Genomic DNA, 18,381 nt, shown 5'->3' on the forward strand with positions numbered 1-18,381 from the left:
GCGGGGCTCACATCGTCACCTCGGCCACCACCGCGAAATGGTCGCTGGCCCACACCGTCGACCTCCGCGGTGCCGGCCAGAGCACATCGGCGCACACGGCCTGCTCCGGAACGACGGGGGGTGGACACCATCACGTAGTCGAGTCGGCGGTGCGGATGGATGGCACGGCGGGGGACCAACGGGTTGCTCGCCGACCAGGTGTGTCCCGGGTCGGTGTTGCCCGCCGCGGTCCAGGCGTCGACGAGGGCGAAATTCGGCACCGCTCCGGCGGAAAGTCCGGTGGCGCAGCGGTACTCGTCGGACTCCGGGGTGCAGTTGAGATCCCCGCCGAGGACTGCCGGCAGGGAATCGCGTCGCTGTGTCTCATCGCCCAGCGTCTCGGCTAACGTTGCCTCATGGAACCTTTGTTCCTGACGCTGGTGTGGCTGGTGGCCGGGGCCCACTTCGCGTTCCTGGTCTATCTGCTCACCGGGGGGTTCCTGGCGCTGCGGTGGCGGCGCACCATCTGGCTGCACGGCCTGGCGGCACTGTGGGCGACGTGCAGCGTGGTGCTGGGCTTCGACTGCCCGCTGACCATCGTCGAGCGCTGGGCCCGCGAGCGGGCCGGCCTGCCGCCGCTGCCGGCCGCCGGATTCATCGACCACTACATCACCGGCGCCGTACACCCGGCCGCCGCGACGGGTCACCTGCAGGCCGGCGCGCTGCTGGCGGTGCTGGTCTCCTGGGTGTGCTTCGCGGTGACGGCGCCGCGGCGGCGGGCGCTCACCGCCCGGACGCGCCGGCCAACGCCCTGACCGCGTCCAGCAGCAGCGGGTCCAGCTCGGCGGGGTCGGTCGCGGCGAACGCCTCCAGTTCGGTGATCATCGCCGGGGTCCAGAACGACCGGAGGTGCCCGGCGATGCGGGCGACCGCCTGTTCGTGCGGCAGGGCTGCGTTGTTGCGCGCGATCTCCCGGCCCATCCGGGTCAGGGTCTCGATGTGCACGCTCAGCCGCCGACCGTGGTGCCGGACGCGGCCCTCTGGTCCAGCTCGAGGGGTCCGCGGCTGTTCGGGCTCACCTCCACCGCGGTCACCTTGTACTCCGGGCAGTTGGTGGCCCAGTCGGAGTACTCGGTGGTCACCACATTCGCCCCGCTGCCCGGGTAGTGGAACGTGGTGTAGACCACGCCGGGCGGCACCCGGTCGGAGATCCGTGCCCGCATGACCGTCGAGCCGACCCGGCTGGCCAGCGTCACCCACGACCCGTCGGCCACCCCGCGCGCCTCGGCGTCGGCCGCGTGGATCTCCAGCACGTCCTCGTCGTGCCAGGCCACGTTGGCGGTCCGGCGGGTCTGGGCGCCGACGTTGTACTGGCTCAGGATCCGGCCGGTGGTCAGCAGCAACGGGTAGCGCCGGCTGCTGCGCTCGTCGGTCGGCACGTACGGGGTCAGCTGGAAGGCGCCGTCGCCGCGGACGAACCGGCCCACGTGCATGATGGGGGTGCCGAGCGGGTGCTCGGCGTCGCACGGCCACTGCACGCTGCCCACCTTGTCGAGCAACTCGAAGGAGACCCCGGCGAAAGTCGGTGTCAGCGCGGCGATCTCGTTCATGATCTGGGCTGCCGACTCGTAGTGCATCGGATACCCGAGCGCGGTGGACAGATCGCAGGTGACCTCCCACTCCTGCTTCCCGGTGCGGGTCCGCATCACCGGCCGGACCCGATTGATGCGCCGCTCGGCGTTGGTGAAGGTGCCGTCCTTCTCCAGGAAGGAGGTGCCGGGCAGGAAGACGTGCGCGTAGCGGGCGGTCTCGTTGAGGAACAGGTCCTGAACGATCAGCAATTCCAGCGCCTCCAACGCCTTCTGCACATGGTGGGTGTTGGGGTCGGACTGCGCGACGTCCTCGCCCTGGATGTAGAGCGCCTTGAATCCACCGGTGGTGGCGGCGTCGAACATGTTGGGGATGCGCATGCCCGGGTCGGACCGCAGGGTGGTTCCCCACACCGCTTCGAACTGCTCCCGCACCGCGGTGTCGGAGACGTGGCGGTAACCGGAGAACTCGTGCGGGAACGAGCCCATGTCGCAGGAGCCCTGGACGTTGTTCTGCCCGCGCAGCGGATTCACCCCGACGCCGTTGCGGCCGATGTTCCCGGTCGCCATGGCGAGGTTGGCCATCGCCATCACCATCGTCGAGCCCTGCGAGTGTTCGGTGACACCCAGGCCGTAGTAGATGGCGGAGTTCGGCCCGGCGGCATACAGGCGGGCCGCCGAACGGATGTCGCCGGCCGGCACCCCGGAGACCCTCTCGACTTCCTCGGGGCTGTTCTCGGGCCGCCGGATGAACTGCTCCCAATCCTGGAAAAGCCCTGGCTCGCAGCGCGTTTCGACAAAATCGGTGTCGATCAGGCCCTCGGTGGCGATCACATGCGCCATCGCATTGACGACGGCGACGTTGGTGCCCGGCCGCAACTGCAGATGATGGTCGGCGCGAATGTGCGGCGAGCGCACCAGGTCGATGCGGCGGGGGTCCACCACGATCAGCCGTGCCCCTTCGCGAAGCCGCCTCCTCATCCGGGATGCGAACACCGGATGGGCCTCGGTCGGGTTGGCGCCGATGACCACGATGACGTCGGCGTCGGCCACCGACTTGAAATCCTGGGTTCCGGCGGAGGTGCCGAAGGTCTGCTTCAGTCCGTAGCCGGTGGGTGAGTGGCACACCCTCGCGCAGGTGTCGACGTTGTTGTTCCCGAACGCCGCCCGGACCATCTTCTGGACGACGAAGACCTCCTCGTTGGTGCATCGCGACGAGGTGATGCCGCCGATGCTGTCCCGGCCGTGCCGGTCCTGGATCTCGGTGAGTCGCCGGGCCGCATGGCCGATCGCCTCGTCCCAGCCCACCGCCCGCCACGGCTCGGTGATGGAGTCCCGGATCATCGGAGTGGTGACCCGGTCCGGGTGGGTGGCGTAGCCCCAGGCGAAACGGCCCTTGACGCAGGAGTGGCCCTCGTTGGCGCCGCCGTTCTTGTGGGGCACCATCCGCACCAGTTCGTCGCCGCGCATCTCGGCCTTGAAGGAGCATCCGACGCCGCAGTAGGCACAGGTGGTCACCACCGAGCGGGTGGGGGTGCCCAGTTCGACGACCGACTTCTCCGACAGGGTGGCGGTCGGGCAGGCCTGGACACAGGCGCCGCACGATACGCATTCGCTGTCGAAGAAATCCTTGCCGCCGGGGCTGACCTTGGAGTCGAATCCCCGGCCGACGATCGTCAGCGCGAGCGTGCCCTGGATCTCGTCGCAGGCGCGCACGCAGCGGCTGCAGACTATGCACTTGGACTCGTCGAAGCTGAAGTAGGGATTCGACGAGTCGGTGGGGGCGTCGAGGTGGTTCCGGCCCGCCGTCCCGTCGACGCCGCCGTAGCGGACCTCGCGCAGGCCCACCGCACCGGCCATGTCCTGCAGCTCGCAGTCGCCGTTGGCCGGGCAGGTCAGGCAGTCCAGCGGGTGGTCGGAGATGTAGAGCTCCATGATGTTGCGGCGCAGCCGCGCCAGCCTCGGGGTCTGGGTGTGCACGACCATTCCCGGCTCCACCGGTGTGGTGCAGGACGCCGGGGTGCCCTTCTTGCCGTCGATCTCCACCAGGCACAGCCGGCAGGATCCGAAGGGCGCCAGCGAGTCGGTGGCGCACAGCCTGGGCACCGCCAGCCCGGCTTCGGCGGCCGCGCGCATCACCGAGGTGCCGGCCGGCACGGTGACGCTCGTGCCGTCCACCTCCAGGGCGACCTCGACCGGCGACGCGGATCGCGGTGTGCCGTAATCGGGTTCGTTGAGCAGGGTCACCGGAAGTCCTCTCCGAAGTGCCTGAGCGCGCTGCGCACGGGCATCGGCGTCAGCCCGCCCATCGCGCACAGCGAGCCGTCGGTCATGGTGTCGCACAGATCGACGAGCAGTTCCAGGTTGCGTTCCCGGTCCACGCCGGCGGTGATCCGGTCGATCACCTCGACGCCGCGGGTCGATCCGATCCGGCAGGGGGTGCACTTCCCGCACGACTCGACCGCGCAGAACTCCATCGCGAACCTGGCCTGGGCGGCCATGTCGACGGAGTCGTCGAACACCACCACCCCGCCGTGGCCGAGCATGGCGCCCGCGGCCGCCAGCGCCTCGTAGTCCATCGGCACGTCGAGGGCCGACTGCGGCAGATATGCCCCCAGCGGACCGCCGACCTGAACCGCCCGCACCGGGCGGCCGGTGCGGGTGCCGCCCCCGAAGCCCTCGACGAGTTCGCGAAGCGGGACCCCGAAGCCGAGTTCGACGACACCACCGCGGGCGATGTTGCCGGCCAGTTGGAAGACCTGGGTCCCGCGGGATCGGTCCACCCCCAGCGCCTGATAGGCCGCCGGGCCGCCGGCGAGGATCTGCGGCACCGCGCTCAGCGTCAGCACGTTGTGCACCAGTGTCGGCCTGCCGAACAGACCCTGCAGGGCCGGGATCGGCGGCTTCGCGCGCACCATCCCGCGCTTGCCCTCCAGGCTCTCCAGCATCGCGGTCTCCTCGCCGCACAGGTAGGAGCCGGCGCCCTCGGCGACGCGGACGTCGAAGGCCCGCCCGCTGCCCAGCACGTCGGCGCCGAGCCAGCCGTCGACCCGGGCGATGTCCACCGCGGTGCGCAGGGTCGCGATCGCGTCGGGGTACTCCGAGCGCACGTAGATCAGCCCGTGCTCGGCGCCCACCGCGATGCCGGCGACGGCCATGCCCTCCAGAAGGGTGAACGGGTCGCCCTCCATCAGCATGCGGTCGGCGAAGGTTCCGCTGTCGCCCTCGTCGGCGTTGCAGCAGACGTACTTCGGCTCACCGGGGGCCTCCCGGACGGTGCGCCACTTGATGCCGGCGGGGAAGCCGGCCCCGCCGCGGCCCCGCAGCCCGGAGGCCAGAACATCGTCGACGACGTCGTCGCCGGGCTTGTCCAGCGCCTGCCGCAGCCCGGCCAGCCCGCCGAGCGCGCGGTAGGCGTCCAGGTCCAGTGGGTCGGTGAGGCCGACCCGGGCGAAACTCACCCGCCGCTGGCGGGCCAGCCAGTCGATCCGGTCGACGAGGCCGTGGCCCAGCGGGTGCTCGCCGCCATCGAGCAGGCCGGCCCCGAGAAGGTCGGCGACGTCGTCCGGGCGGACCGGGCCGTAGCCCACCCGCCCCGCGGCGGTCTCCACTTCGACGAACGGCTCCAGCCAGAGCATGCCGCGGGAGCCGTTGCGGACGATCTCGGCGTCGGTGAGTTCGGCGAACCGCGCGGCGACCTGGTCGGCGCCCACCGAGCGTGCGGCGGAGTCGCGGGGCACGTAGATCCGGGCGGTCACCGCCGGACCTCCCGGGCGTGGTCGACGGCGTCGCGCAGGGTGGTCAGGTCGCAGCGGCCGATCAGTCGACCGTTGACCATCACGGCCGGCCCGAGGGCGCAGTTGCCGTAGCAGTACGTCTTCGCGAACTCGATCGGCCCGCCGGTCTTCCCGGCGCCCACCCGGACACCGAACTCCGCCTCGATCGCGCCGACGAGCGACCGGGCGCCCTGGGCCTGGCAGGCCTCGGCCACGCATACGCCGACCGCCACCGCCGGTGGGGGAGTCCGGCGAAGATCGTGGTAGTAGGTCAGCACACCGATGACCTCGGCCCGGCTGACGTTGAGGAATTCGGCGACCGCGTCGACGGCGTCGTCGGCGACGAAGCCGAACGATCGCTGGACATGCTGCAGGCACGGCAGGATGAGCCGCTCGTCGGCGGGCAGGGATTCCAGGTGGTCGGCCACCGCCTGCTGCCCGGAGAGTTTCTCTGTCACCCCGTCACCGTCCGGCGCGGTCGTACCGTCGCGCCACCTCCGAGGCTAGGCCACCCGGCGCCGCGGGGAAAGTGCCCCGCGCCCCTTTCTCCGGCCGCCGGGCTGACGATTTTCGGCAAACCGCTTGACAGCAGGGTCCACGAGAGGGGTCCATCGCCACAACCTGTTCGGCGAATTCTCGGACTTGACCGAATTCGCCTGTCGCCCAACACCGATGGAGCAGACACCGCATATCGCGGTGCGGCCACGGAAGGAGCGAACTGGCATGGGGTGGCGCCCTACCCCTGAAAGTAGCCACGCCCCTGGGGTAGTCCGGGACGGGGCAGTTTGGCCAGCCGCGGATCGGGCGGGGCCAGCGGGGTGGGCTTGCTGTTGAGCCGGCCACCGCCGGGGATCGAGTTGACCACCTCTGGCCGGTCGGCACTGGCCTCGGTGGAGTCGATCAGGCCCATCCGGTCGCGGTTCGCCGCCGACAGCATGGGCGCGTGGTAGACCCGCCTGGCCGGCGTTCCGCAGTCCGGGCAGTCCACGTGCCGCGGCGCGGATTCGACCGGGAACGCGTACTCGGCCGGGCCTGTGCTCGGCGCAGTGGTAGGTGTAGTTCGCCATCGGAATCCTTCCGTCGACCTGAGTGTGCCGCGACTGCCGCCGGAACGGAGGCCACTTGACATACGAACTAGATTGCCGGTAATAATGTTCATTATGGGCGTGACGACATGGGTGTGACGACATGGGTGTGACGACGGCGATCTGGGTCATCACCTGCCTGGTCGTCCTCGGACTGTTCGTCTTCGACTTCTTCGCCCACGTTCGGGTGGCGCACGAACCGTCCTTCCGGGAGTCGGCGGTCTGGTCGGCGTTCTACATCGGATTGGCGGTGCTGTTCGGCTTCTTCGTCTGGTGGCACTGGGGCGCGGAGTACGGAGCGGAGTATTTCGCGGGGTACGTCACCGAGAAGGCGCTGTCGGTGGACAACCTGTTCGTGTTCACCGTCATCATGGCCTCGTTCGCGGTGCCCCGGATCTACCAGCAGAAGCTGCTGCTGATCGGGATCGTGATGGCGCTGGTGATGCGGGCGGCCTTCATCGCCGTCGGCGCGGCGGCGATCAACGCCTTCAGCTGGGTGTTCTACCTCTTCGGGGCGTTCCTAATATTCACCGCACTCAAACTGGCCCGGGAGAGCGGGCACGAGCGGCAGGCCGAGGAGGAACGGGAGAACCGACTGGTCAGGTTGGTGCGCAGGTTCGTGCCGACCACCGACCACTACGACGGCGACAAGTTCATCACCCGCGTCGGGGGGGCGCGGGCCGTCACCCCGATGATGCTGGCCCTGGTCGCGATCGGCTTCACCGACCTGCTCTTCGCGCTCGACTCCATCCCGGCCATCTACGGCCTCACCGAGGAGCCCTACATCGTCTTCACCGCCAACGCCTTCGCCCTGATGGGTCTGCGGCAGTTGTACTTCCTGATCGGCGGCCTGCTGGACCGGTTGGTGTACCTGTCGGCCGGCCTGGCGATCATCCTGGGCTTCATCGGCGTGAAGCTGATCCTGCACGCGCTGCACAAGAACACGCTGCCGTTCGTCAACGGCGGCGACTACGTCGACGTGCCGGAGATCTCGACGTCGGCGTCGATCAGCGTCATCGGGGTGGTGCTGCTCGTCACCACCGTCGCCAGCCTGATCCGCACCCGCGGGCGCGCCGGCGCCGAGAAGTGATCCCTCACATGGTGTCCGAGGGGGGACTTGAACCCCCACGCCCGTTAATAGGGCACTAGCACCTCAAGCTAGCGCGTCTGCCATTCCGCCACTCGGACCGGGTGAACCCACCTGCGGTGGGCGCTTAAGGCTATCGGATGCCGACTGCTGCGCCCAAACCGCGATTCAAGCCGGGCCGATCCGTTCGGCGATGGAGCGCGCGATGGCCGCCCCCGCGGTGGTGGGGGCATCCAGCGCACAGGCCTCGACGTCGACGGCGACCTGGCCGTGCACCGCCAGCGCGCGCTGGCAGGACCACCGCTGGGGGTTGCGCTCCTCCCTGGAGACGGTCAGGACGCCACCCTCGACGCCGACCGGGCCGACGGCCCACACCTGCTCGGGCGCCGGTTGCCGGGGGTAGGTCAGTTCGCGGTCGGAGCAACCGGCCCAGATGTCGCGCGAGCGGTCGAAGAAGTCGCCGGCCGCCCGGGCGGAGTCGAACAGCACCACCGTCTGGGTGGCGAAGTGCGACCACGACGGCGCGGTCGGGGGATCGCGCAGGACCTGTCCGTGCACCGCCGTCCATCCGCTGTCGAGGTAAACACCGCGCTGGGCGGCGCCGGCCACGGCCAGGCAGCCCACCCCCTCGGCCACCTGGGTCTTGTCCACCCACAGCGCGGTGACGTCGCGGGTCACCACCATGTTCTTCGACGAGAGCGCCGCGCTGATCTCCTCGGCCGGCAGCAGCAGTTCCGCGAGGTGCCCGGCGGTGGGACCGGGAAGGGCCGCCGCCGGCGTCGGGATGCCCGCGGTGGTGGTGGCACAGGCCGACAGGAGCCCTGCCGTGCACAGCAGCGCTGCGATCGCGGGTGTCCGGCTGGTCATCGCAGTAATTAGAAAGCATGTCGGGCGTGTTGTAAATGTGGTTGGAGTTAAATATGTGGTAAGAGGGCCGGTCTCTCCGGCCGCATCGGGCCAATGGTAGGAAAGGGAGGTGACGCGGGAGGGCTTGGGCGACGTGGCCGCAGAGGTGGTCGAACTCGTCAGCGCGCTGATCCGCTTCGACACCTCCAATACCGGTGACCCCGCGACGACCAAGGGCGAGGCCGAGTGCGCCCGGTGGGTGGCCGGGAAGTTGAGGGAGGTCGGCTACCGGGCCGAGTACGTCGAGTCCGGCGCGCCGAATCGGGCCAACGTCTTCGCCCGACTGCCCGGCGCCGACCCCTCCCGCGGGGCGCTGCTGATCCACGGACACCTCGACGTCGTTCCGGCCGAGGCCGCCGACTGGAGTGTGCACCCGTTCTCCGGCGCGGTGTCCGACGGCTACGTCTGGGGACGGGGGGCGGTCGACATGAAGGACATGTGCGGAATGATGCTGGCGGCCGCCCGGCACTTCAAGCGGGCCGGCCTGGTCCCGCCGCGCGACCTCGTCTTCGCCTTCGTCGCCGACGAGGAGCATGGCGGCAAGTACGGCGCCCAGTGGCTGGTGGACAACCGACCCGAGCTGTTCCGCGGCGTCACCGAGGCGATCGGCGAGGTGGGCGGATTCTCGGTGACCGTGCCGCGGCGCGACGGCGGCGAGCGGCGGCTCTATCTGGTCGAGACCGCCGAAAAGGGTCTGCTGTGGATGCGCCTGACCGCACGGGGACGAGCCGGGCACGGCTCGATGGTTCACGACGACAATGCGGTCACCCTCATCGCCAATGCTGTTGCGCGACTGGGTAATCACCAGTTCCCGCTGGTGCTCACCGACACGGTCGCGCAATTCCTGTCAGTCGTCGCCGAAGAGACCGGCCTGGACTTCGACGGCGCGGATCTGGAGGGTGCGATCGCCAAACTGGGCCCGATGGCCCGGATGCTGGGCGCCGTGCTGCGCGACACCGCCAACCCGACCATGCTCCAGGCCGGCTACAAGGCCAACGTCATCCCGGCCACCGCCGAGGCCGTCGTCGACTGCCGGGTGCTGCCCGGGCGGCAGGCCGCCTTCGAACGGGAGATCGACGAACTCATCGGCCCGGACGTCACCCGCGAGTGGATCTTCGAATTACCCTCCTACGAGACGACTTTCGACGGCCGGTTGGTCGAGGCCATGAACGACGCCATCCTCGCCGTCGACCCGGACGCGCGCACCGTTCCGTACATGCTCTCCGGTGGCACCGATGCCAAAGCGTTTGCCCGCCTGGGCATCCGGTGCTTCGGCTTCGCCCCGCTACGGCTGCCTCCGGAGCTTGACTTCGCGGCACTGTTCCACGGTGTCGACGAGCGGGTGCCCACCGACGCGCTGGAGTTCGGCGCCAGGGTGCTCGAGCACTTTTTGATGAACTGCTGAGACTCGAGAACTGCTGAACCGACAGGAGCGATGCCCGTGGCCTTCCCCTACAACCCCTACGACTTCCTGCCCGAGCTGCCCGGCTTCACGCTGACGAGCACCGACGTCACCGACGGCCAGCCGCTGAAGAATGCGCAGGTCAGCGGCATCATGGGTGCCGGTGGCGAGGACGTCTCGCCGCAGCTGAGCTGGTCGGGCTTCCCCGAACGGACCCGCAGCTTCGCGGTGACTGTTTTCGATCCGGATGCGCCGACGGCCTCCGGGTTCTGGCACTGGGCGGTGGCCGACCTGCCCGCGACCGTAACCGGGCTTCCGTCCGGCGCGGGGGACGGGTCGCCGCTTCCCGGGGACGCGTTGACGCTGCGCAACGACGCCGGCCTCCGCCGCTTCGTCGGCGCCGCGCCCCCCGCCGGTCATGGCTCTCACCGGTATTTCGTTGCGGTGCACGCCCTCGGCGTGGAGAAGCTGGGTCTTCCCGAGGACGCCAGCCCCGCGTTCCTGGGCTTCAACATCTTCGCCAATGCCATCGCGCGAGCCGTCATCCACGGCACCTACGAACAGAAGTAGACCCGAAGCCCCGATCGGCCGGTCCGCCCTCAGCTGAGGTGGAAGTCCGTGTCGTCGGGACCGTGCAGCATCGAGACCAGGGCGGCGCGGTCGTAGGGCCACAGGTCGATGGTGCTGGCGTCGGTCAGGTACCAGGAGTTGCATCCGGTGTTCCACACGGTGGGCCCCATCGCCGTTTGGACGTCGTCGTTGAACCGGGTGGTCGCCTCGTCGGTGACTTCCACCGTCGAGAGCGTTCCGGCGCGGAACCTGGCGATCCACTGGGCGATGTAGCGCGCGGTCAGTTCGGCGGAGAACTGCGGCCCGATCGTATTGATGGGTGAGTTGGGCCCCAGGACCGTGAAGAGGTTGGGGAAACCGGGGATCGCCGTCGTCCGGTAGGCGCGCGGCCCCTCGGCCCATGCGTCGTCCAGGCTGAGGCCGGCCCGGCCGATGACCTGCATCGGCCGCATGTAGTTGTGGGTGTGGAATCCGGTGGCGAGCACGATGACGTCGGTGTCGCGGTGCCGGCCGTCGGCCGTCCGGATTCCGGTGGGCGTCACTTCGGTGATGGCCTCGGTGACCAGTGCGGCATTGGCGGCCTGTATCGCCCGGTAGTAGGTGCCCGACATCACCTGCCGTTTGCACAGCGGCTCGTAGTCGGGTGTGAGCCTGGCGCGCAGGTCGGGGTCACGGACTTGCAGGCGTAGCGAAAGGCGGGCGTAGGACTGCACGGCCCTGCGCCGCCACGACGGCCGGATTGAGATGTCGGCGATGATTCCGCCGCCCCATCCGAGGAACCAGTCATATGCCGACTTGTGCAGTGCCGGAAAGCGTTTCAGCAGTCCGGCCATCCCGGGAATCTGCCGCACCGACATCGGCGCCCACAGCATCCACTGGGTCGATCGCGAGTAATGGTCGATCGAGGCCGAACCCGGTTGCAGGGCCGAGACGATCTGCACGCCGGTCGACCCGGTGCCGATGACGGCGATGCGGGCCCCGGTGGTGTCCAGGCCGTCGTCCCACCGTGCGCTGTGCGCGACGGTTCCGGTGAAATCGGCGAGACCGGGGATGTCGGGGATGAAGGGGTGGTGCAGCAAACCGGTTGCGCAGACCAGGAAGTCGGCGACGTGGCGGCCACCGTCGGCGGTGGTCAGGGTCCACTGCGCGGTCTGGTCGTCCCAGCGCGCCTCGGTGACTTCGGTGTCGAGTTCGATCATCGGCGCCAACCCGAGCCGGTCGACGACGTCGCGGTGATATCGCCGGATTTCGGTCCCACTCGCCCAAACGTGACCCCAGTCGGGTTTCAGCGCGAATCCGAACTGATAGCCCTGCGAGGGTATGTCGCAGGTGAGACCCGGGTAGCGGTTCCAGTGCCAGACCCCGCCGACGTCGGACCCCTTCTCCAGCACGGTGACGTCCTCGAACCCGGCCCGGCGAAGGACGTGCGCGGTGGTGATGCCGGCGACACCGGCACCTATCACGACGATCCGCGGTTCGCGTCCGGCGGTCACCACCGCTCCCGGGGGCCGGCCAGGGCCCGTCGGACGGCGGCCGGCGCGGTCGTCATCGCCGACTCGAAGGCCGCCCGGCGGCGCCGGGGGTTCATGAAGTTCCAGCCGAGGCCGGCCAGATCGCCGCGGTCCGGCGTGATGGCCACCACCGTCGTACCGCGACCGCGAACGACGGCCGCCTCGTCGTGAAGTGTCCGCGACATCGCTTGTCGCAGTAGACGGTCCTCGATGAACCCGCCCACACCGGGGGCGCGCTCACCCGGGGCGGACGCCATCGGCGCGACGACGTAGATGACGTCGGCCTCGTCCGCCCCGATGAGGTCGACGGACGCGGTGGAGCGGGCGGCGCCATCGACGTAGCGGCGCCCACCGATGTGCACCGGCGGCATCCACCCCGGTATCGCCCACGACGCCCGCAGGGCCTCACCCACGCCGGCCGGCGGTGCGCCCGGGGCGCCGAACGCGACACGTTCACCGCTGTCGACGTCGAACGCCACCATGCGTGACCCCTTGTGCGGTAGCCAGGTCCCGTCGGCGAAGCCGTCGGCGAGTCGCTGCAGCCAGCCGGCATCGGCCCGGCCGGTCGGCGCGAGGCCGGTCAGTGCGGCCAGGCCGGACTGCGAGCGCACCAGTGCCGGGTTGAGCAGCCGCGGCGCCGGAAGGGGTGGCAGGTTCGGCGGCGTGGCCGCCAAGTGGGCGCGCAGCCGGGCGTCGCCCGCCTCGCCGCGCTGCATGGCGACCAGGTCGTCCAGGCCGGCCCCGCCACCGAGCATGGTGACGATCTCGGCGCCGGCGGACGTCCCTTGCAGTACTTCGAAATCGACTGGCTCACAGCCGATCTCGTCGCGCAGCGCGGAGAGGGCGGCGATGGCCCAGGCGCCGCCGATCGTCCCGCCGCAGCCGATGGCCAGCGCGCGGCGAGTCAACGCGCCGTTCCGGACGTGTCGCCGGCTTGCGCCGAACCCACCGCGTCACGCAGGTTGCCGAACCCGCCGGCGTGCAGCCGGGCGGCCAGGCCGTCGTGAATGTGCTTGGCCCACATACCCCCCCCGTAGACGAAACCGGTGTATCCCTGCAGCAGTGACGCTCCGGCAATGATCCGTTCCCAGGCGTCGTCGGCGGTCTCGATGCCGCCGACGCCGATCAGCACCAGTCGGTCGCCCACGCGGGCGTACAGGCGGCGCAGCACCTCGGCCGCCCGCTCGGCCACCGGTGGGCCGGAGACCCCGCCGGCCCCCAGGTCCTCGACGTGGGCGGTGCGCAGTCCGGCCCGCGACACCGTGGTGTTGGTGGCGACGATCCCGGCCAGCCCGAGTTCCACCGCCAGGTCGGCGACCGCGTCGACGTCCTCGTCGGACAGATCCGGTGCGATCTTCACCAGGACCGGCGCGCCGGTCTCGGCCAGCACCGCCGACAGGATCGGCCGCAGCGACTCGACGGCCTGCAGGTCCCGCAGGCCCGGGGTGTTGGGGGAGCTGACGTTGACCACCAGGTAGTCGGCCAGCGGGCCCAGCAGCCGGGCGCTGGCGGCGTAGTCCTCGGCGGCCCGCTCCGGCGGGGTCACCTTGGACTTGCCGATGTTGACCCCGATCGGCACATCCGGTCGGTGGCGCGCCAGTCGCAGCGCCAGTTCCCCGGCGCCGCGGTTGTTGAATCCCATCCGGTTGAGCAGGCCGCGGTCGGCCGGCAGCCGGAACAGCCGGGGCTCGGGGTTGCCTGGCTGAGGTTGGGAGGTCACGGTCCCGATTTCGGCGTACCCGAACCCCAGCGCGCCCCAGCTGTCCAGGCCTAGACCGTCCTTGTCGAATCCGGCGGCCAGGCCCAGCGGTCCGGGGAACCGCACCCCGAACACGGTGGTTGCCAGGACCGGATCGTGCGGAGCCAGGCCGTGCCGCAGGCCGCGGCGGGCGACTTCGGTGGCGGTGGCGCCGCGCAGTGCGGCGAACACCAGTGAGTGGATCCGCTCGGGGGGCGCCTTGAACAACACCCGGCGCACCGCGTCGTAGATCACAGGCCCGGCTGATCGGTCGGGCCGGGGTAGTCGGCGAATCGGGTCTTCTTGCGCCGCAACAGAACCCGCCTGCTCCCGTCGGCGTACAGACGAACCCTGGTCAGCTCCCATCCGCGGTACTCGGCCTCGATGGACAGCCGCGTCGACGCGCTGATGCGGGTGACGTCGGGAGGCAGTCGCAGTGGAACCCACTCGTAGTCGTCGGAGAGTCCCGCCTCCCACGCGGCGGGCATCCGGCCGCGGTGGGCCGCACTCACCGCGGGCTCGCGGCGTTGTGGATCACCTGAACCCCGGCTCCGCTGCCGGACACCACGAACAGGGTGCCGGACTGCTCGTCGTAGGCCAGCGCATCGGGTTGCCGCACGGTCGGATAGCGCACCTTCTCCACGGGGATGCCAGTAGCCAGATCGTAGCCAACCACGGTGTTCGACGCGGTCAGCGAGACCCACACCAGGGTGGCCGAGCCCGCGATCCCGTACGGCGATTCCCCGACCGGGTAGGCCTGCCGCTGGATCAGCGGGTCCACCCCGAAGACCAGCAACTGCCCGGCGCGGGTGTCCGCGACCAGCACCCGCCCCGCCGGGTCGGCGGTGATCGTCGTCGCGCCCAACCCGGCGCGCAGCGCCTGGGCCCGAGCGCCGTCCGGCTTCAGCGCGGTCACCGAGGTCTGGCCGCGGTCGAGAACCACGGCGGTGTCGCCCTGGGCGACGATGGCGTCCACCCTGGCGAAGATCGCCGCCTTGCCGGCGACCCCCATGTCCCGGGTCAGGGTGTAGGCCGTCCCGTCGGAACTGCCCAGCACCAGCCGGCCGTCGGCGCGGCGGGCGATCGCGGTGAACTCGGCATCGGCCGCCCCGTCGATCGGCGTGCGGGTGGTGGTTCCCCGGGCCAGGTCGACGGTGAAGACGGCACCCCTGGTCGCCGCGTAGGCGGTGTCGCGCCCGTCGGTGGCGATCGCCGTGGCCGGCCCCGGCAGCGGGATCGCACGGGAGCGTCCGGAGGCCTCGAAAACCGTGAGGTTCCGGGACTCGAGCACCACCAGGGACCCGTCGGCCACCACCGCGGCCTGCGGGTCGGCCGCGAACGGCAGGACCCGGCCGGCCGGGGCGGTGGAGGCCGCCGGGGAGGCGGCCGGCCGGGCCGGTTCGACGGTGGCCGGGGCCACGTCGAGCGGGTTGGACTTACAGCCGCCGGCAACCAGAGCCGCGGCCAGCAATCCGGCCGTGGCACTGCGCACCGCAACGCGGTTTCGGTGCTGTGGCAACGGGTAAGCCCCCGTATGTGTCGGTGGAATATGGATCTGTCGGTGGAATATGCGCGGTCGAGGGGTTGTCGACTTCGGATTCTAAGCCCTGAGGCCGTAACCGGGATTATGGTGTGGTCATGACACTGGCGGTCGCCTCGGAGTCGCACGGAGCCGAGTTCGTCGTCGAGGACATCATCACCGGCCTGTTCGGCAGTGGTTTCGGCCGACTGGGTGACGGCCGGAGCTTCTCCTTCCACGTTCACCGCGGCCAGTTGGTGGTCGAGGTCTACCGGCCCCGCCGGGCCGGTCCGGTCCCGGTGCCCGAGGACGTCGTCGCCGCCGTCACCCGGGAACTGGTCGGCGTCGACGTCGACGACGCCCGCAGCCTGTCCGCCGCCGTCCGGGACGCCGTCGCCGACGCCGCGCCGGTGCGCTGACTGCCAGCGGTCGGTTCCGCGCCGGGTACGGTCAGCGGCGTGGATGTGACGCCGATGTCCTGGCTGCAGGTCGTGGTCCTGTCGGTCATTCAGGGACTCACCGAATTCCTGCCGATCTCCTCATCGGGGCACCTGGCGATCGCGTCCGAACTGTTCTTCCACGGCGACGCGGGCGCCTCGTTCACCGCCGTTTCCCAGTTGGGCACCGAGGCCGCGGTGCTGGTCTACTTCTTTCGCGACATAGTCCGCATCCTCAAGGCGTGGCTCGGCGGCCTGCTGGTGAAGGCGCGCCGCGACAACCCCGACTACCGGCTGGGCTGGTACGTCATCATCGGATCCCTGCCGATCGCGGTGGCGGGCCTTCTGTTCAAGGACGAGATCCGTTCGGAGGTCCGCAACCTGTGGGTGATCGCGACCGCGATGCTGGTGTTCTCCGCCGTCATCGCCGCCGCCGAGTATTTCAGCCGGCAGAACCGCCACATCGGCCAAATCACCTGGCGTGACGGTCTTTTCGTCGGCCTGGCGCAGTGCCTGGCGTTGGTGCCGGGGGTGTCGCGGTCCGGGGCGACGATCAGCGCGGGTCTGATCCGCGGTCTCGATCGGCAGTTGTCGGCGAGATTCGGCTTCCTGCTCGCCATTCCGGCGGTGTTCGCCTCCGGCCTCTTCTCCCTGCCGGACGCGTTCCACCCGGCGAGTGAGGGGATGAGCGCCACCGGGCCGCAGTTGGCGGTGTCGGTGGTGATCACCTTCGTGGTCGGCCTGGCCGCCGTGGCCTGGCTGCTGCGTTTCCTGACCCACCACGCCATGTACTGGTTCGTCGGATACCGGGTGATCCTGGCGCTGACGGTGATGGCCTTGCTGGCCACCGGGGTGCTGTCCGCGACATGACCGGTGATGCCTCTCCGTCTATCCCTCTTCGCTCCGCTGCGCGTCGTCCTCTTCGCTCCGCTGCGCGTCGTCCTCTTCGCTCCGCTGCGCGTCGTCGGCGGCCGGCCGGATGACCGTCATCCTGCTCCGCCACGGCCGGTCTACGTCCAATACCGCCCACACGCTGGCCGGCCGCTCCGAGGGCGTCGAACTCGACGAGACGGGCGCCGGCCAGGCCGCGGCGCTGGTCGAACGACTCGAGGGCCTGCCGATCAGAGCGCTGGTCCGCTCACCGCTGCTGCGCTGCAGCATGACCCTGGAACCGCTGGCCGCCGCGCTCGGACTCCAGCCGGTGGTCGACGACCGGCTATCGGAGGTCGATTACGGCGCGTGGACCGGGCGAAAGCTCGGCGAGTTGGTCAAGGAGCCACTGTGGTCGGTGGTCCAGCAGCAGCCCAGCGCGGCGGTGTTTCCCGGCGGCGAGGGCCTGGCGCAGGTGCAGGCGCGGGCGGTGGCCGCGGTGCGCGAACACGACCGCAGGCTCGCCGCCGAGCACGGCGGCGACGCGCTGTGGGTGGCCTGCACCCACGGCGACGTGATCAAGGCGGTGCTGGCCGACGCGCTCGGAACCCATCTGGACGCCTTCCAACGCATCACCGCCGACCCGGCGTCGATGAGTGTGATCCGCTACACCGAATTGCGTCCGTTCGTCGTGCACGTCAATCACACCGGCGCGCAACTGGCCTCGGCGCTGCGCGCGACCACCCGTCCGGCCGGAGCGGCGCCGGACACCGATGCCGCGGTCGGCGGATCCACCGACTGACACGGCCCGTTACCCGCCCAGCCGGTATTTTGGGAGTGACCATGACCCGCTCGATCCACGTCTTCCGCAGCCCGGACCGGTTCGTCGCCGGAACCGAGGGTCGGCCGGGTAACCGGACCTTCTATCTGCAGGCGGTTCACGATCAGCGGGTGGTCTCGGTGCTGCTGGAAAAACAACAGGTGGCGGTGCTGGCCGAGCGGATCGGGTCGCTGCTCGCCGAGGTGAACCGGCGGTTCGGCACCCCGCTGCCGCCGGCTGCCGAGGTGGCCGACCTCGGCCCGCTGGTCACGCCCGTCGACGCCGAATTCCGGGTCGGGACCATGGGCCTGGGCTGGGACGCCGAGGCGCAGCGCGTGGTGGTGGAACTGCTCGCGGTCAGTGACAACGAGTTCGACGCCTCGGTGATCCTCGACGACGCCGAGGAAGGTCCCGACGCCGTGCGGGTGTTTCTGTCGCCGGAGTCCGCCCAGCAGTTCGCCGCCCGGTCGCAGCGGGTGATCTCCGCCGGCCGTCCGCCGTGCCCGCTGTGCGAGGAACCTCTGGACCCCGCAGGCCATCTCTGCGTGCGCGCCAACGGGTACCGACGATTCCAGCTCTACGGCTCATCAGGGGATCCGGGGGACAGCGGGGACGACAGCGGGGACGACGCCGACTCGTGACGGGCCAGCCGCAACAGACGCTGCTGCACGGGGAGTTGTCCGTCCTGGGCCGCATCCGATCGGCGAGCAACGCAACCTTCCGCTGTGCGGCCACGTTGGACTCCCACGTCGTGCAGTGCGTCTACAAACCGGTCGCCGGCGAACAGCCGCTCTGGGATTTCCCCGACGGAACCCTGGCCGGGCGCGAGTACGGCGCCTTCCTGATCTCGGAGGCTCTGGGCTGGGATGTGGTGCCGCACACAGTCATTCGGCAGGGTCCGGCCGGGTTGGGAATGGTGCAGACATGGGTGGAGCAGCCCGAGGACACGCCGGGACCGGGGCTGGTTGACCTATGCCCAGCCGACTCGGTTCCCGACGGCTACATGTCGGTGCTCACCGCCTACGACTACGCCGGGCAGGAAGTGGCGCTCGTGCACGCCGACAACGCCGAGTTACGCAGGATGGCCGTCTT

The 18,381-nt window shown here is 70.2% G+C and carries 21 protein-coding genes and 1 tRNA gene; 9 read left to right on the forward strand and 13 right to left on the reverse strand.

The window, feature by feature from the left end:
• A partial coding sequence (locus ADBZ5U_RS06700) for an endonuclease/exonuclease/phosphatase family protein (protein WP_526263670.1) occupies nucleotides 1-515 on the reverse strand: 515 nt, incomplete at its 3' end.
• On the opposite strand from ADBZ5U_RS06700, the gene ADBZ5U_RS06705 reads away from it, so the two are divergent.
• Nucleotides 396-794, forward strand: coding sequence for a DUF2784 family protein (locus ADBZ5U_RS06705; RefSeq protein ID WP_526263672.1), 399 nt, complete (start codon nucleotides 396-398; stop codon nucleotides 792-794). The genes ADBZ5U_RS06700 and ADBZ5U_RS06705 overlap by 120 nt on opposite strands.
• Here ADBZ5U_RS06705 and ADBZ5U_RS06710 read toward each other — a convergent pair.
• From ADBZ5U_RS06710 to ADBZ5U_RS06730, 5 genes are all read right to left on the reverse strand, one after another.
• The gene (locus tag ADBZ5U_RS06710) at nucleotides 763-984 is read right to left on the reverse strand and encodes a formate dehydrogenase subunit delta (RefSeq protein WP_526263674.1); all 222 of its coding nucleotides are present in this window, start codon (nucleotides 982-984) and stop codon (nucleotides 763-765) included. The two genes, ADBZ5U_RS06705 and ADBZ5U_RS06710, sit on opposite strands and share 32 nt — an antisense overlap.
• Before the next feature lie 2 nt (nucleotides 985-986).
• Nucleotides 987-3,815: a formate dehydrogenase subunit alpha gene (gene fdhF / locus ADBZ5U_RS06715; RefSeq protein WP_526263676.1), complete on the reverse strand. Its 2,829-nt coding sequence runs from the start codon at nucleotides 3,813-3,815 to the stop codon at nucleotides 987-989.
• Nucleotides 3,812-5,326, reverse strand: coding sequence for a formate dehydrogenase beta subunit (locus tag ADBZ5U_RS06720; protein WP_526263678.1), 1,515 nt, complete (start codon nucleotides 5,324-5,326; stop codon nucleotides 3,812-3,814). Before ADBZ5U_RS06720 ends, fdhF begins: the two co-directional genes overlap by 4 nt.
• A complete protein-coding gene (locus tag ADBZ5U_RS06725) occupies nucleotides 5,323-5,802 on the reverse strand; it encodes an NADH-quinone oxidoreductase subunit NuoE family protein (protein WP_526263680.1) in 480 nt (159 codons plus the stop codon). Before ADBZ5U_RS06725 ends, ADBZ5U_RS06720 begins: the two co-directional genes overlap by 4 nt.
• Nucleotides 5,803-6,080: 278 nt before the next feature.
• Complete coding sequence (locus ADBZ5U_RS06730) at nucleotides 6,081-6,281, reverse strand: hypothetical protein (protein WP_526263682.1); 201 nt, start codon at nucleotides 6,279-6,281, stop codon at nucleotides 6,081-6,083.
• Nucleotides 6,282-6,532: 251 nt separating this feature from the next.
• Between ADBZ5U_RS06730 and ADBZ5U_RS06735 the strand changes: the two genes are divergently transcribed.
• Nucleotides 6,533-7,519, forward strand: coding sequence for a TerC family protein (locus tag ADBZ5U_RS06735; RefSeq protein ID WP_526263684.1), 987 nt, complete (start codon nucleotides 6,533-6,535; stop codon nucleotides 7,517-7,519).
• Nucleotides 7,520-7,528: 9 nt separating this feature from the next.
• On the opposite strand, the gene ADBZ5U_RS06740 is transcribed toward ADBZ5U_RS06735, so the two are convergent.
• A tRNA-Leu gene (locus ADBZ5U_RS06740) sits at nucleotides 7,529-7,617 on the reverse strand.
• A gap of 67 nt (nucleotides 7,618-7,684) precedes the next feature.
• Nucleotides 7,685-8,383 carry a sensor domain-containing protein gene (locus ADBZ5U_RS06745; RefSeq protein ID WP_526263686.1) on the reverse strand — a complete coding sequence of 233 codons (699 nt, stop codon included), beginning with the start codon at nucleotides 8,381-8,383 and terminating at the stop codon, nucleotides 7,685-7,687.
• A 109-nt stretch (nucleotides 8,384-8,492) separates the two neighbouring features.
• Between ADBZ5U_RS06745 and ADBZ5U_RS06750 the strand changes: the two genes are divergently transcribed.
• Nucleotides 8,493-9,827: a M20/M25/M40 family metallo-hydrolase gene (locus ADBZ5U_RS06750; protein ID WP_526263688.1), complete on the forward strand. Its 1,335-nt coding sequence runs from the start codon at nucleotides 8,493-8,495 to the stop codon at nucleotides 9,825-9,827.
• Between the two features lie 30 nt (nucleotides 9,828-9,857).
• Nucleotides 9,858-10,394, forward strand: coding sequence for a YbhB/YbcL family Raf kinase inhibitor-like protein (locus tag ADBZ5U_RS06755; RefSeq protein ID WP_526263690.1), 537 nt, complete (start codon nucleotides 9,858-9,860; stop codon nucleotides 10,392-10,394).
• 29 nt (nucleotides 10,395-10,423) lie between these two features.
• Here the strand turns inward: ADBZ5U_RS06755 and ADBZ5U_RS06760 are convergent, their stop codons facing one another.
• Genes ADBZ5U_RS06760 through ADBZ5U_RS06780 form a run of 5 tightly spaced genes read right to left on the reverse strand, consistent with a single transcriptional unit; the run spans nucleotide 10,424 to nucleotide 15,135 of the window.
• Nucleotides 10,424-11,890, reverse strand: coding sequence for a flavin-containing monooxygenase (locus ADBZ5U_RS06760; protein ID WP_526263692.1), 1,467 nt, complete (start codon nucleotides 11,888-11,890; stop codon nucleotides 10,424-10,426).
• On the reverse strand, nucleotides 11,884-12,813 hold the full coding sequence (locus ADBZ5U_RS06765; RefSeq protein WP_526263694.1) for a patatin-like phospholipase family protein: 930 nt from the start codon (nucleotides 12,811-12,813) through the stop codon (nucleotides 11,884-11,886). The genes ADBZ5U_RS06760 and ADBZ5U_RS06765 overlap by 7 nt, the downstream gene beginning before the upstream one ends.
• Nucleotides 12,810-13,895 carry a quinone-dependent dihydroorotate dehydrogenase gene (locus ADBZ5U_RS06770; protein ID WP_526263708.1) on the reverse strand — a complete coding sequence of 362 codons (1,086 nt, stop codon included), beginning with the start codon at nucleotides 13,893-13,895 and terminating at the stop codon, nucleotides 12,810-12,812. The genes ADBZ5U_RS06765 and ADBZ5U_RS06770 overlap by 4 nt, the downstream gene beginning before the upstream one ends.
• Nucleotides 13,895-14,155 carry a DUF5703 family protein gene (locus ADBZ5U_RS06775; RefSeq protein WP_526263696.1) on the reverse strand — a complete coding sequence of 87 codons (261 nt, stop codon included), beginning with the start codon at nucleotides 14,153-14,155 and terminating at the stop codon, nucleotides 13,895-13,897. Before ADBZ5U_RS06775 ends, ADBZ5U_RS06770 begins: the two co-directional genes overlap by 1 nt.
• Nucleotides 14,152-15,135, reverse strand: a complete 984-nt coding sequence (locus ADBZ5U_RS06780) for a YncE family protein (protein WP_526263698.1) — start codon at nucleotides 15,133-15,135, stop codon at nucleotides 14,152-14,154. Before ADBZ5U_RS06780 ends, ADBZ5U_RS06775 begins: the two co-directional genes overlap by 4 nt.
• A 146-nt stretch (nucleotides 15,136-15,281) precedes the next feature.
• Between ADBZ5U_RS06780 and ADBZ5U_RS06785 the strand changes: the two genes are divergently transcribed.
• The 5 genes from ADBZ5U_RS06785 to ADBZ5U_RS06805 form a co-directional block, all read left to right on the forward strand.
• Complete coding sequence (locus tag ADBZ5U_RS06785; RefSeq protein ID WP_526263700.1) at nucleotides 15,282-15,581, forward strand: hypothetical protein; 300 nt, start codon at nucleotides 15,282-15,284, stop codon at nucleotides 15,579-15,581.
• 54 nt (nucleotides 15,582-15,635) lie between these two features.
• The gene (locus ADBZ5U_RS06790; protein WP_526263710.1) at nucleotides 15,636-16,469 is read left to right on the forward strand and encodes an undecaprenyl-diphosphate phosphatase; all 834 of its coding nucleotides are present in this window, start codon (nucleotides 15,636-15,638) and stop codon (nucleotides 16,467-16,469) included.
• A 109-nt stretch (nucleotides 16,470-16,578) separates the two neighbouring features.
• Nucleotides 16,579-17,271 (forward strand): histidine phosphatase family protein, encoded by a 693-nt coding sequence (locus ADBZ5U_RS06795; RefSeq protein ID WP_526263702.1) that lies wholly within the window; start codon nucleotides 16,579-16,581, stop codon nucleotides 17,269-17,271.
• Nucleotides 17,272-17,312: 41 nt separating this feature from the next.
• The gene (locus tag ADBZ5U_RS06800; protein WP_526263704.1) at nucleotides 17,313-17,930 is read left to right on the forward strand and encodes an Rv2134c family protein; all 618 of its coding nucleotides are present in this window, start codon (nucleotides 17,313-17,315) and stop codon (nucleotides 17,928-17,930) included.
• The coding region (locus tag ADBZ5U_RS06805) for an Rv2133c family protein (RefSeq protein WP_526263706.1) at nucleotides 17,927-18,381 on the forward strand (455 nt) is incomplete at its 3' end. The genes ADBZ5U_RS06800 and ADBZ5U_RS06805, both read left to right, overlap by 4 nt.

Origin of the sequence: Mycobacterium sp. (assembly GCF_040398885.1) — a bacterium.
Classification (GTDB): Bacteria; Actinomycetota; Actinomycetes; order Mycobacteriales; family Mycobacteriaceae; genus Mycobacterium.